Origin of the sequence: Microbacterium sp. NPDC056003 (assembly GCF_042274785.1) — a bacterium.
In the GTDB taxonomy this organism is placed as follows: domain Bacteria; phylum Actinomycetota; class Actinomycetes; order Actinomycetales; family Microbacteriaceae; genus Microbacterium.
Genome location: NZ_JBHJXQ010000003.1, coordinates 1 through 12,498, shown reverse-complemented (window position 1 = coordinate 12,498; position 12,498 = coordinate 1). Strand labels below are relative to the sequence as shown.

Here is a 12,498-nt window from a genome sequence, read left to right as displayed (position 1 = left end):
TCCCGTGAGCGTCACCGCACCGAAGGGCTTCGAAGCGGCGGGCGTCGCCGTCGGCCTGAAGTCGACCGGCAAGCCCGACGTCGCGGTCGTCGTCAACCGCGGACCGCTCAAGGTCGGCGCGGCGGTGTTCACGTCGAACCGCGCGAAGGCCAACCCGATCATCTGGTCGGAGCAGGCCGTCAAGGACGGCGTCGTCGAGGCCGTCGTCCTGAACTCGGGCGGCGCGAACTGCTTCACCGGCTCGTTCGGCTTCCAGACCACGCACCAGACGGCCGAGAAGGCCGCCGAACTGCTCGGGGTGAGCGCCGGCGACGTGCTGGTCTGCTCGACGGGCCTCATCGGCACGGGCGACGAGACGTTCCGCGCGAAGGTGCTCGCAGGCACCGAGCAGGGCATCGCCGAGCTGTCCGCCGACGGCGGGGAGGCGGCATCCCTCGCCATCATGACCACCGACTCGCGTCCCAAACGAGCCGCCGTCACTCGTGACGGATGGTCCATCGGGGGAATGGCGAAGGGGGCCGGGATGCTGGCGCCCGGCCTCGCCACCATGCTCGTGGTCATCACGACCGACGCCGTGCTCGATGCGGCTCAGGCCGACGCCGCACTGCGAACGGCGACGGGCCGCACCTTCGACCGCCTGGACTCGGACGGCTGCATGTCGACGAACGACCAGGTCACGCTGCTCGTGAGCGGTGCCTCGGGCATCACACCCGACCTGGACGACTTCGCGGCAGCGCTCGCCGAGGTGAGCGCCGACCTGGCGAAGCAGCTGCAGGGCGACGCCGAGGGCGCGAGCCACGACATCACGATCGAGGTGCGCGGCGCCGCATCCGAGGAGGATGCGGTCGAGGTCGGGCGGTCGGTCGCCCGCAACAACCTCTTCAAGGCCGCGATCTTCGGCAACGACCCGAACTGGGGGCGCGTGCTCGCCGCGATCGGCACGACAGCCGCGGCGTTCGACCCGTACGACGTCGATGTCTGGATGAACGGCGTGCGCGTGTGCTCGCAGGGCGGTCCGGACGCTCCGCGCGAGGACGTCGACCTCACCCCGCGGGCCACGGATCTGGTGATCGACCTCAAGGTGGGCGAGGCGACCGCGACGATCCTGACGAACGATCTCACCCACGACTACGTCCACGAGAACAGCGCGTACTCCTCATGACCCAGATCCAGGACACCGATCCCGACGAGGCCAGCGTCAAGGCGGCCACGCTCATCGAGTCGCTGCCGTGGCTGCAGCGCTTCAGCGACCAGGTCGTCGTCATCAAGTACGGCGGCAACGCGATGGTGTCCGACGAGCTGCAGGACGCCTTCGCCGCCGACATCGCGTACCTGCGATACGTCGGCGTCAAGCCCGTCGTGGTGCACGGCGGCGGCCCGCAGATCTCGTCGATGCTCGACCGCCTGGCGATCCCGAGCGAGTTCAAGGGCGGCTACCGCGTCACCTCGACCGAGGCGATCTCGGTCGTGCGCATGGTGCTGACCGGGCAGATCAATCCGCAGCTCGTCGCCAAGATCAACGCGCACGGCCCGCACGCGGCCGGGCTCAGCGGCGAGGACGCCGGCCTCTTCGGCGGCCGCCGTCGCGGGGTCGTCATCGAGGGCGTCGAGCACGACCTCGGGCGCGTGGGCGACGTCGTCGAGGTCGACCCGCAGCCCGTGCTCGATCAGCTCGCCGCAGGGCGGATCCCCGTGGTGTCGAGCATCGCGCCCGACCTCGACCACCCGGGGCACTCGCTGAACGTGAACGCGGATGCCGCGGCATCCGCCCTCGCTGTCGCTCTCGGTGCAGCGAAGCTCGTCGTCCTCACCGACGTCCCCGGCCTCTACGCCGACTGGCCGAACCGCGACTCGCTCGTGTCGCACCTGACCTCGACCGAGCTGCGGGCGATGCTGCCCTCGCTCGAGTCGGGAATGATCCCGAAGATGCAGGCCTGCCTGGAAGCCGTCGAGGGCGGCGTCGAGACGGCGGCGATCATCGACGGGCGGGTGCCGCACTCGGTTCTCGTGGAGATCTTCACCAGCAAGGGAATCGGAACAGAGGTGGTCCTCGGATGACGTGGCAGGATGACGCGGGGCGCGACCTCGTCCGGAGTTTCGGCGAGCGGATGGCGATGTTCGTCCGCGGCGAGGGCTCGTACCTCTGGGACGCCGACGACAAGCGGTATCTCGACTTCCTCGCGGGCATCGCGGTCGACTCGCTCGGCCACGCCCACCCGGTGTTCGTCGACGCGATCAGCCGCCAGGCGGCGACGCTCGCGCACGTGTCGAACTACTTCGCGACGCCGCCGCAGCTCGCCCTCGCAGCCCAGCTGAAGCGCCTCGCGGAGACCGGCGACTCCGGCCGCGTGTACTTCGGCAATTCCGGCGCCGAGGCAAACGAAGCGGCGTTCAAGCTGGCCCGTCTGCATGGTGGCGCCGAGCGGCCGCGCATCCTCGCGCTGAAAGACGCGTTCCATGGCCGCACGATGGGCACACTGGCGCTGACCGGCAAGCCGTACATGCAGGAGCCGTTCCTGCCGATGACCCCGGGCGTCGAGTTCATCGACTCCACCGTCGAGGCGCTCGAGGCCGCGATCGACGATCGCGTGGCCGCGCTGTTCGTCGAACCCGTCAAGGGCGAGGCCGGCGTGATCGACCTTCCCGACGGCTACCTCGAGGCCGCGCGCGCGATCACCGAGCGTCACGGGGCGCTGCTCATCGTCGACGAGATCCAGACCGGTGCAGGTCGCACCGGCGCCTGGTTCGCGTTCCAGCACGCCGGCATCACCCCCGACGCGATCACGGTCGCCAAGGGCATCGGCGGCGGGTTCCCGATCGGCGCGCTCATCACGTTCGGGGCCGCGAGCGAGCTGTTCTACCCGGGCACGCATGGCTCGACGTTCGGCGGCAACGCGCTGGGCACGGCCGTGGCCGGCGCGGTGCTGGGCGAGATCGAGCGGGCCGGACTCGTGGCGAACGCAGCCGAGCGCGGCGACCAGCTGCGCGCGGCGATCCTCGGCATCGACTCGGCGCTCATCGGATCGGTGCGCGGACGCGGTCTGCTGCTCGGCATCGCGCTCACGCATCCGGTCGCCAAGGCCGTCGTGGCCGCGGCCCAGGAGCACGGCCTCGTGATCAACGCCCCCAACGACGAGACGATCCGCCTCGTGCCGGCCCTGACGATCGGCGACGTCGAGCTCGACGAGTTCGTCGAGCTGTTCACGGCGTCGGTGCGCACCGTCGAGGACGCCCTGCTGCTCGAGAACCCCACGGAGGTCCACGCATGACCCGCCACCTGCTGCGCGACGACGACCTGAGCCAGGCCGAGCAGGACGAGATCCTCGACCTGGCGGTCGCGCTCAAGAAGGACCGCTGGAAGCTCAAGGCGCTCGAGGGCCCGCAGACCGTCGCCGTGATCTTCGACAAGTCGTCGACGCGCACGCGCGTGTCGTTCGCCGTCGGCATCGCCGACCTCGGCGGCTCCCCGCTCATCATCTCGACCGCCAACAGCCAGCTCGGTGGCAAGGAGACTCCCGCCGACACGGCGCGTGTGCTCGAGCGCCAGGTGGCAGCGATCGTGTGGCGCACCTACGCCCAGTCGGGGCTCGAGCAGATGGCGGAAGGCACCCGCGTGCCCGTCGTCAACGCGCTGAGCGACGACTTCCACCCGTGCCAGCTGCTCGCCGATCTCCTCACCATCAAGGAGCACAAGGGCGAGTTGAAGGGACTGACGCTCGCGTTCTTCGGCGACGGGATGTCGAACATGGCGCACTCGTACGTGCTGGCCGGTGTCACGGCGGGCATGCACGTGCGCGTCGCGTCGCCCGAATCGTACGCGCCGCGCGACGACGTGATCGCCGACGCCGACCGTCGCGCCGCCGAGACCGGCGGATCGGTCACGCTCTACACCGACCCCAACGAGGCCGCGGCCGGTGCCGACGTCATCGTGACCGACACCTGGGTGTCGATGGGCAAGGAGGAGGAGAAGCTGGCGCGCCTGCGCGACCTCGGTGCGTACAAGGTGACGCAGGAGCTCATGGCGCTGGCCAAGGACGACGCGATCTTCATCCACTGCCTCCCCGCCGACCGCGGGTACGAGGTCGACGCCGAGGTGATCGACGGACCGCAGAGCGTCGTGTGGGATGAGGCCGAGAACCGGCTCCACGCCCAGAAGGCCCTGCTCGTCTGGCTTCTCCGCCAGGACTGAGCGCGTCGCGGTGGAGGGCGCCGGGTCGCCGGACGGACAGCGCGAGCAGCGCGAACCGAGCGTGCAGGCCGCGTCCGAAGGCCGGCCCGACAGCGCATCGGGCGGTTGGCTGGCGTCCCGATGGGAGCGCCTGAACGGACCGCAGCGCATCGCGGGGGTCGATCTCGCGCGCGGTCTGGCCGTGCTCGGCATGTTCGCGGCGCACCTGCTCTGGATCACGGAGCCCTTCGACTGGGCGGATGCCACGACCTGGATCGCCGTCGTCGACGGGCGCTCGTCGATCCTGTTCGCCACGCTCGCGGGCGTCTCGATCGGCCTCGCGACGGGCGGCCGCACGCCGCCGGCAGGCGAGCGGCTGCGGAAGGCGCGACTGCGGCTCGTCGTGCGCGCGGTCCTGATCTGGCTGATCGGCATCTTCCTCGTCCTCACCGGCGTGCCGGTGCACGTGATCCTGCCCGCCTACGCGCTGCTCTTCTTCCTCGCCGTCCCGCTCCTGACCCTCCGCGCGCGGACGCTCCTGCTCGTGGCAGCGGTGCTCGCCGTCGTCATGCCCGTCGTGCAGGTCGCGCTCGACGATCTCCCGCTGTGGCAGACGATGCCCGGCGTCGCGCTGTTCCGCGCGATCGGATGGCACTACCCGTTCACGACCTGGATCGTGTTCCTCCTCGCCGGGCTCGGCGTCGCACGCGCCGGCATCCTGCGCACCTCCGTCCAGCTGTGGATGCTCGGCGCCGGTGCCGCGCTCGCCCTCATCGGATACGGAGCGGATGCCGCGATCGCAGGCCACGACGAGGATCCGGCGTCGTTCGCCGAGGCGCTGTGGACGGCCGAACCGCACTCGACCGGGTTGCTGGAGGTCATCGGGTCGGGCGGGTTCGCGCTCGCCGTGATCGCGGCGTGCCTGCTGCTTTGCGGCACGGCGCTCGTCTGGGCGGTGCTCCCGCTGCGTGCGGTCGGCGCCATGCCGCTCACGGCGTACGTCGGTCAGCTCGTGGTGTGGTGGCTGGTCGCGCTCGCCGTGCTCGACCGAGGGGGTGATCTGGCGGGCTTCCGGGCGCTCGAGCCCTTCTGGCCGCTCGCGATCACGACCGTCGTCGTGTGCACCGTGTGGGCTCTGCTGGTCGGGCGAGGTCCGCTGGAGTGGGTCGTCGACCGTTCCGCACGCCTCGTCGCCGACGTCACGCCGCGGGGCGACGACCTGAGGCCTCGGTAGGCTGGTCCGGTGAGCGACACCAAGGGCGACGGGACCAACGAGGGCGCGCTGTGGGGCGCCCGATTCGCGACGGGGCCGTCGCCGGAGCTGGCCGAGCTGAGCCGCTCCACGCACTTCGACTGGGACCTCGCGCTCTACGACATCGCGGGTTCGCATGCCCATGCCAAGGCGCTCGCGGCAGCGGGCTACCTCACGGCTGAGGAAGAGCGCGCGATGCACGACGGCCTCGACGCCCTCGCGCGGTCGGTCACCGACGGCACGCTGCGCCCCGCCGAGTCCGACGAAGACGTGCACGGCGCGCTCGAGCAGGCACTGATCGGCGAGGTCGGGGCTGAGCTCGGCGGCAAGCTCCGCGCCGGCCGGAGCCGCAACGACCAGATCGCGACGCTCGTGCGGATGTACCTGCTCGACCATTCGCGCACCATCGCGCGCGACATCCTCCGCCTCGTCGACGCCCTGGTCGCGCAGGCCGAAGCGCACCCGGATGCCGTCATGCCGGGACGCACGCACCTTCAGCACGCGCAGCCCGTGCTGCTCGCGCACCACCTCCAGGCACACGCCTGGCCGCTCGTGCGCGATCTTGAGCGCCTGGGGGACTGGTCCGTCCGTGCCGCCGTATCGCCGTATGGCGGCGGTGCGCTCGCCGGATCGACTCTCGGCCTCGACCCGCAGCTGGTCGCCCGCGAGCTCGGTCTCGCGCGCCCGGCCGAGAACTCGCTCGACGGCACCGCCGCCCGCGACGTGGTCGCGGAGTTCGCCTTCATCACCGCGATGATCGGCATCGACGTGTCGCGGCTCGCCGAGGAGATCATCCTCTGGAACACCCGCGAGTTCCGTTTCGTCACGCTCGACGACGGCTACTCGACGGGCTCGAGCATCATGCCGCAGAAGAAGAACCCCGACATCGCCGAGCTTGCGCGCGGCAAGTCCGGCCGCCTCATCGGCAACCTGACCGGCCTGCTCGCGACGCTCAAGGCCCTGCCGCTCGCGTACAACCGCGATCTTCAGGAGGACAAGGAGCCGGTGTTCGACTCCGTCCGCACGCTCGAGACGCTGCTGCCGGCGTTCGCGGGCATGATCGCGACGCTGCGGTTCCACACCGACCGCATGGCAGAGCTCGCCCCGCAGGGATTCTCGCTGGCGACCGACGTGGCCGAGTGGCTCGTGAAGCGGGGCGTGCCGTTCCGCGATGCGCACGAGATCTCAGGCCACCTGGTGCGCGTCTGCGAGGAGCACGGCATCGAGCTGCACGAGGTCACCGACGCCCAGCTCGTCGGCGTCTCGCCGATGCTGACTCCGGAGGTGCGCGAGGTGCTCACCGTCGAGGGCTCGGTCGCGAGCCGCACGGGTGCGGGTGGCACGGCTCCGGTGCGGGTCGCCGAGCAGCGCGCGGAATTGGTCGAGCGGATCCAGTCCGCCGCGCACGTGCTCGGCATCTAGTACCGACGAGCCGCGGTCACCAGATCGCGAGGCGCACGAGGCCGCCCACGACGCATGCCCAGAGCAGGCTCGCGAGGGTGCCGATGATGAAGCGCTCCCGCGCCTCGGCGGCGGCGAGTTCGGAGAAGCGTCCGATGCCCTTCACGGCGACGACCACGGCGAGCGCCTCGGGAAAGCCGACGATGATCGCGATCGCCACGCCGAGTCGCTCGAGGTAGCCGATCGTCGTGCCGCCGCGGAGCACCTCGCGCGCGGGGGCGTCGTCGGCGACGATCCCCGCCACGGTCGCAGGGCGCAGCAGGATTCCGCCGTTGTCGCCTTCGGGCACGCGCCCGTGCGTCGCGACCTCGAGCACGCGCCGTGTCACGGGGCTTCCTCCCGCGGCCGCGAGGGCGGTGCCGAGAAGTGCGATGAACACCGCGATGAACGGCGGCACGTTGAACGGAGCGACCACGACCACGAGCAGGGCGAGGATGACGAGTCCCCCCGCGATCAGCAGCGGGATCTCGCGTGGGCGGCGGGTGGTGAGCACGACGAGGATCAGCGCGGCGCTCAGGGTGACGAAGAGGAACAGCGACAGCGCGAGGGGGAGGAGCAGATCGGGGGGGATGACCATGCCGCTCAGTCTCGCACGCGGGTCGGACGGCCGACCGGCTATTCGAGGACGTGGGCATACCTCTGGAGGTTCGCCGAGGAGGACGTCCCCGCGTCAGCATCGGCGGACGATCAGCTCCTCGACGTGGTCGACGAACTCAGGCGCGCTACCGGCTGACCTGGTCGTCGAGCCGCGCGAGGAGTCGTCGCACCGCCGGCACGGCGGCCTCCTCCGTACGGAGCCCCGCGTTGCGTGCGCGCAGGCTGACCGCGGCCTCCGAGATGCCGAGTCGCCGCGCCGCATCGCGCTGGTTCAGGCCCTCCGCCAGCAGATCGTGCACTTCCCAGCCTTCGGCGGTGCGGCGGTCTCGCAGTTCGATGAGGAGACGGAGCAGGGCCTCGGGATCCTGTCCTTCCGGGCCGGCGGTGAGCGCGACACGGGTGGGTGCGCGCTTCGCGCGGTCCACCGCGTCGCGCGCGTTGACGAAGGCTGGACCGCGTGCGGCGCGGACGTTCGCCGGCAGCGGCTCCTCGACCACGCCGACGCCGATCCCCACGCTCCACGTGCCCAGCCGGGTGAGCTGCAGGACGATCTCGAGGGCGCCGGCGGCGTCGGCGATCGCGGTCTGGATCTCGTCGCCCGCGGTCCGTTCGGGGGCGAGCGAGAGTCGCGGCCCGGCCGCGGCGCTGATCGCGTGGATCCCTGCGGGAACGAGGTCGTCGTTCGCCTGACTGTCTCGCTGGTCCGCCGTCACCACGAACATGACATCTCCTTTTGCCTCAGGGCTGAAGTGGAATCAGTTTAGCCTGTGCACATGATCAACATAAGCTCCTATGCTAAAAAGTGATTGATTAAGTGTGAGTGCTTATCCCGAGAATCGGTCTTCCCTCTGTCCGATGCTCGTGGGAGCGTGGTCGCCATGGCGAAGATGGAGCACTTCGAGATCCCGGTCGATGACATCGCGCGAGCGCAGGCCTTCTATCGGGGCGTCCTCGGGTACGAGTACGAGCCGTGGGGCGACGAGATGGGCATGCTGCGACAGCCCGATGGTGAAGGCGTGAACGGCGACCTCCACATGCGCGGCCCGACTCCGCACCCGACCGTGGTGTTCACTGTCGACAAGATCGAGGATGCCGTCGCTCTGGCGGTCTCCCACGGCGGAGAGCAGCTCGGCGAGATCGAGCCGATGGGCGAGACGGCACGATACGTCTACCTCAAGGACTCCGAGGGCAACATCATCGGCCTCTACGACGAGATCTCCGCTGCCTGACGCGCGGCGAGCTCGTCATGGCTCCGAGGATTGGACTTGACCTGGAGCGGACTCCAGGTTGCAGGCTGGATTCATGACCCCTTCGACCTCTCCCACATCCGCCCTCGTCCTCGGCGCCATGATGTTCGGCACCGCCGTCGACGAGAAGACGTCCTTCGCGCTTCTCGACCGCTTCGTCGAACGCGGCGGCGTCTGGATCGACACCGCTGACTGCTACGCCTTCTGGGCATCGGACGAGGGGCGGGGAGGGGCGAGCGAGCGTGTCCTCGGGCGCTGGCTGGCCGCGCGGCCGGGCGTGCGCGAGCGCGTGAAGATCGCGACCAAGCTCGGTGCGGAACCGCTGTGGGCGGATGCCTTCCCGATGCGCCGTGAGGGTCTGTCGAGGCGCGCGGTGCGCGAGGCGTTCGCCGGCAGCCGCGAACGACTCGGACTCGAGTCGGTCGATCTGCTGTGGTTGCACATGGAAGACCGCGCGACGCCGATCGAGGAGACCGTCGAGGCGCTGGCCGAACTGACCGAGAGCGGACGCGTCGCGCGGGTCGGAGCATCCAATCACCCCGCCTGGCGGGTCGAGCGCGCTCGCGCCCACGCGCGGCACCTCGGCGCGACGCCCATCGACGCCCTGCAGCACAACAGCACGTACCTGCGGCCGCGTCCCGGCACGAACCCGACCAATCACCCGTTCGGCGTGCTGAGCGACGAGCAGCGCGACTACGCCCAGACGCACGGGCTCGAGGTGTGGGCCTACACGCCGCTGCTCTCGGGTGCCTACGACAACCCGGCCAAGCCGATCTCCGACATCTACGACCACCCGGGCACGACGGCGCGGCTCGAAGCCCTCGACGAGGTGGCGGCCGAGCTCGGCGCCTCGCGCGGACAGACGGTGCTGGCGTGGCACGTCGCTCGCGGCATCCGTCCCATGCTCGGCGGCAGCAAGCTCGAGCAGCTCGATGTCGCGATGGACGCCGTGCGGCTCGAGCTCTCATCCGAGCAGCTCGCGCGCCTCGACGAGCCCGCCTGAGAACAGGACGGGGGTGCCGCGCTGATAGCCTGGCACGCGTGTCGAACAGCTCTGTGAGCGCGACCGCCCCCGCCAACGACCCGTCGTTCGAGAACGTCTGGGACGAGCTGGTGTGGCGCGGACTCGTGCATGTGTCCACCGATCAGGAGGCGCTGCGCGCCGTTCTCGCCGGCGATCCGATCACGTATTACTGCGGCTTCGACCCGACCGCGCCGAGCCTGCACTTGGGGAACCTCGTGCAGCTGCTCACGATGCGCCGGCTGCAGCTCGCCGGCCACAAGCCGCTCGGCCTCGTCGGCGGTTCGACCGGGCTCATCGGCGACCCCCGCCCGACGGCGGAGCGCACGCTCAATGAGCGCGAGACCGTCGAGGAGTGGGTCGGCTACCTCCGGGCACAGGTCGAGCGCTTCCTGAGCTTCGAGGGCGAGAACGCCGCCCGCATCGTGAACAACCTCGACTGGACGGCGCCGCTCTCGGCGCTCGACTTCCTGCGCGAGATCGGCAAGCACTACCGCGTCGGCACGATGATCAAGAAGGACGCCGTGGCGGCACGCCTCAACTCCGAGGCCGGCATCAGCTACACAGAGTTCAGCTACCAGATCCTGCAGGGCATGGACTACCTCGAGCTGTACCGTCAGTACGGTTGCGTGCTGCAGACCGGCGGCAGCGACCAGTGGGGCAACCTCACGAGCGGGACCGACCTGATCCATCGCGTCGAGGGCGTACATGTCCACGCGATCGGCACGCCGCTGATCACCAACAGCGACGGCACCAAGTTCGGCAAGAGCGAGGGCAACGCCATCTGGCTCGACCCCGCGATGTGCAGCCCGTACCGGATGTACCAGTTCTGGTTGAACACCGACGACGCCGACGTGATCGCGCGGCTGAAGATCTTCACGTTCCTCACCCGCGACGAGATCGAGGAGTACGAGCGACTGGTCGCGGCCGAGCCGTTCCGGCGCGAGGCTCAGCGCCGCCTTGCCCGCGAGGTCACGACATTCGTTCACGGAGCGGATGCCGCAGCCGCGGTGATCGCGGCGTCCGAGGCGCTGTTCGGCCAAGGCGACCTGACGGTTCTCGACGCCGGGACGCTGCGCGAGGCGCTCGAGGAGCTGCCGAACGCCACGGTCGCATCGGGCACCGGCGTGCTGCAGGCGCTCGTCGACACCGGACTCGTCTCGAGCCTCTCCGAAGGGCGGCGCGCGATCGCTCAGGGCGGCGTGTCGCTCGACGGTGTGAAGGTCGACGAGTCGGCTCTCGTGACCGGTGACCTGCCCGGCGGGGTGTCGGTGCTGCGCCGCGGCAAGAAGACGCTCGCCGGCGTCTTCGTGAACGGCTGATCCCGCAGCGGCATGCCGTTCACGCCGAGCCATGCGGTCGTCGCGCTGCCGTTCATCCGGACGCCGCTGGTGCCGGCCGCCATCGCGATCGGTGCGATGGCACCCGACCTGCCGCTCTTCGTGCGCGGGCTGCCGCTCCACTACGGCGTGACGCACGACCTCGTGTGGCTCCCGGCGACGGTGCTGCTCGCGCTCGTTCTGCTGCTCGTCTGGCGAACCGTGCTGCGACCCGCGGCGCGTGAGCTCTCGCCGGGCCCGCTCGCCTCGCGTCTGCCCGCAGAGTGGGATCGGGGCGCCCTCGACGGCGCTCGCGAGACGCTCGCCGTGACGCGGGTCGACTCGGACTGCGGCGGTGGGCGCTGGCGTGTTCGCTGGGCCGGCATCCTGCTCCTCGTGCTGTCGCTGAGCATCGGCGTGGTGAGCCACATCGTGTGGGACCTGTTCACCCACGAAGGACGCGGGGGAGTGGCGGCGATCCCCGCCCTCGCCGAGCAGTGGGGTCCGCTGCTCGGACTCAAGTGGCTGCAGCACGGATCGAGCGTCGTGGGCCTCGCGATCATCGGCGTGTGGGGACTGCTCTGGCTGAGGAGAGCGGATGCCGCGCCCGCGGTCGATCGCGCGCTGCCGTCATGGCTGCGGGTGACGTGGTGGGCCTCGCTTCCGATCGTGCTGATCGGCGCGTGGTTCGCCGGCCTCGCGATGCTCGGACCACTCACGACGGAGTTCACGATGCAGCACCTGGCGTACCGGGTGCTGCCTCCGGCGTGCGCGGTGTGGGGGGTGCTGACCGTCGTGCTCTGCGTGGTGGTTCAGCTGCGTCGTGCCGACGCGCGGAAGCAGTCCGTCGCGAGCTGAACCGCCCGGCGAACAGGGGTTCTTCTCTCACGCGCGTGAGCGCGTCCACCCGCGACACGCCCGGGCTGCGCCGCCGATTCGACGTGGGGGCGGGGCTCGCGTAATGTTCTTGTTGTTCGCCCCAAAGGGTAGAGCGGAAGGCCGGAAGGCCTGGCTCCCCTCAAGCAGCGAACCACCCCCACCACCATGATCCGCTTCGGCAGATCTCCGGCTCGCCGGACCGGTGGGAGCCTCGCTCCGAGGGGTCCTGTCAAGTTGACGGGATCGCGACGGCGAGATAAGATTGTGAAGTTGCCCAGTTGGTGCGGCGGGTCAGGGATCCGTCGTGCGCTGGAGCGTCCGATCCTTGAGAACTCAACAGCGTGCACTTGTCAAATGCCAATTAACCTCGTCGGTCATTTTTTGATCGTTTGAGATTCCTTTGGATCAAGTCCAGCCTCTTTTTGGGGTTGGCGTATGGATTGTCAGTGATGGCATCCTTTTGGTCAGTTTCGAACTCGCTGCTCGACTCGTTTTCCCGGGTTGTGGTGGCAAACATTTTTTATGGAGAGTTTGATCCTGGCTCAGGATGAACG

General features: G+C 69.8%; 12 protein-coding genes. 10 read left to right on the top strand and 2 right to left on the bottom strand.

Translation table 11 applies throughout. The features are described 5' to 3' along the window. Window positions 1–4 precede the first annotated feature (4 nt). From argJ to argH, 6 genes are read left to right on the top strand one after another with little or no spacing between them, the layout of a single operon-like run. Complete coding sequence (argJ, locus tag ACFC1W_RS12420; RefSeq protein WP_375992937.1) at window positions 5–1,162, top strand: bifunctional glutamate N-acetyltransferase/amino-acid acetyltransferase ArgJ; 1,158 nt, start codon at window positions 5–7, stop codon at window positions 1,160–1,162. After that, window positions 1,159–2,058 (top strand): acetylglutamate kinase, encoded by a 900-nt coding sequence (gene argB / locus ACFC1W_RS12415; protein WP_241113049.1) that lies wholly within the window; start codon window positions 1,159–1,161, stop codon window positions 2,056–2,058. The genes argJ and argB overlap by 4 nt, the downstream gene beginning before the upstream one ends. Continuing rightward, window positions 2,055–3,269, top strand: a complete 1,215-nt coding sequence (locus ACFC1W_RS12410; protein ID WP_375992934.1) for an acetylornithine transaminase — start codon at window positions 2,055–2,057, stop codon at window positions 3,267–3,269. The genes argB and ACFC1W_RS12410 overlap by 4 nt, the downstream gene beginning before the upstream one ends. Further along, on the top strand, window positions 3,266–4,189 hold the full coding sequence (gene argF / locus ACFC1W_RS12405) for an ornithine carbamoyltransferase (RefSeq protein ID WP_375992932.1): 924 nt from the start codon (window positions 3,266–3,268) through the stop codon (window positions 4,187–4,189). The genes ACFC1W_RS12410 and argF overlap by 4 nt, the downstream gene beginning before the upstream one ends. 10 nt (window positions 4,190–4,199) lie before the next feature. Further along, a complete protein-coding gene (locus ACFC1W_RS12400; protein WP_375992930.1) occupies window positions 4,200–5,402 on the top strand; it encodes a heparan-alpha-glucosaminide N-acetyltransferase domain-containing protein in 1,203 nt (400 codons plus the stop codon). A 9-nt stretch (window positions 5,403–5,411) separates the two neighbouring features. Next, entirely contained in the window at window positions 5,412–6,842 is a 1,431-nt protein-coding gene (gene argH, locus ACFC1W_RS12395) for an argininosuccinate lyase (protein ID WP_375992928.1), read from the top strand. Between the two features lie 16 nt (window positions 6,843–6,858). On the opposite strand, the gene ACFC1W_RS12390 is transcribed toward argH, so the two are convergent. Then, the gene (locus ACFC1W_RS12390; protein ID WP_375992925.1) at window positions 6,859–7,458 is read right to left on the bottom strand and encodes a hypothetical protein; all 600 of its coding nucleotides are present in this window, start codon (window positions 7,456–7,458) and stop codon (window positions 6,859–6,861) included. Between the two features lie 145 nt (window positions 7,459–7,603). Then, window positions 7,604–8,200, bottom strand: coding sequence for a DNA-binding protein (locus tag ACFC1W_RS12385; RefSeq protein ID WP_375992924.1), 597 nt, complete (start codon window positions 8,198–8,200; stop codon window positions 7,604–7,606). A gap of 156 nt (window positions 8,201–8,356) precedes the next feature. Between ACFC1W_RS12385 and ACFC1W_RS12380 the strand changes: the two genes are divergently transcribed. The 4 genes from ACFC1W_RS12380 to ACFC1W_RS12365 all read left to right on the top strand — a co-directional run bounded on the left by ACFC1W_RS12380 (window position 8,357) and on the right by ACFC1W_RS12365 (window position 11,923). Continuing rightward, window positions 8,357–8,707, top strand: coding sequence for a VOC family protein (locus ACFC1W_RS12380; protein WP_375992921.1), 351 nt, complete (start codon window positions 8,357–8,359; stop codon window positions 8,705–8,707). Between the two features lie 73 nt (window positions 8,708–8,780). Next, window positions 8,781–9,728 carry an aldo/keto reductase gene (locus ACFC1W_RS12375; RefSeq protein ID WP_375992918.1) on the top strand — a complete coding sequence of 316 codons (948 nt, stop codon included), beginning with the start codon at window positions 8,781–8,783 and terminating at the stop codon, window positions 9,726–9,728. Between the two features lie 38 nt (window positions 9,729–9,766). Further along, on the top strand, window positions 9,767–11,068 hold the full coding sequence (tyrS, locus tag ACFC1W_RS12370) for a tyrosine--tRNA ligase (RefSeq protein WP_375992915.1): 1,302 nt from the start codon (window positions 9,767–9,769) through the stop codon (window positions 11,066–11,068). A gap of 12 nt (window positions 11,069–11,080) precedes the next feature. Continuing rightward, window positions 11,081–11,923 (top strand): DUF4184 family protein, encoded by an 843-nt coding sequence (locus ACFC1W_RS12365; RefSeq protein ID WP_375992913.1) that lies wholly within the window; start codon window positions 11,081–11,083, stop codon window positions 11,921–11,923. Window positions 11,924–12,498 lie beyond the last annotated feature (575 nt).

Coding starts and splice junctions, on each gene's coding strand:
- argB (WP_241113049.1), top strand. CDS start 1,159: ATGACCCAGATCCAGGACACCGATCCCGACGAGGCCAGCGTCAAGGCG.
- ACFC1W_RS12410 (WP_375992934.1), top strand. CDS start 2,055: ATGACGTGGCAGGATGACGCGGGGCGCGACCTCGTCCGGAGTTTCGGC.
- argF (WP_375992932.1), top strand. CDS start 3,266: ATGACCCGCCACCTGCTGCGCGACGACGACCTGAGCCAGGCCGAGCAG.
- ACFC1W_RS12390 (WP_375992925.1), bottom strand. CDS start 7,458: ATGGTCATCCCCCCCGATCTGCTCCTCCCCCTCGCGCTGTCGCTGTTC.
- ACFC1W_RS12385 (WP_375992924.1), bottom strand. CDS start 8,200: ATGTTCGTGGTGACGGCGGACCAGCGAGACAGTCAGGCGAACGACGAC.
- ACFC1W_RS12380 (WP_375992921.1), top strand. CDS start 8,357: ATGGCGAAGATGGAGCACTTCGAGATCCCGGTCGATGACATCGCGCGA.
- ACFC1W_RS12375 (WP_375992918.1), top strand. CDS start 8,781: ATGACCCCTTCGACCTCTCCCACATCCGCCCTCGTCCTCGGCGCCATG.
- ACFC1W_RS12365 (WP_375992913.1), top strand. CDS start 11,081: ATGCCGTTCACGCCGAGCCATGCGGTCGTCGCGCTGCCGTTCATCCGG.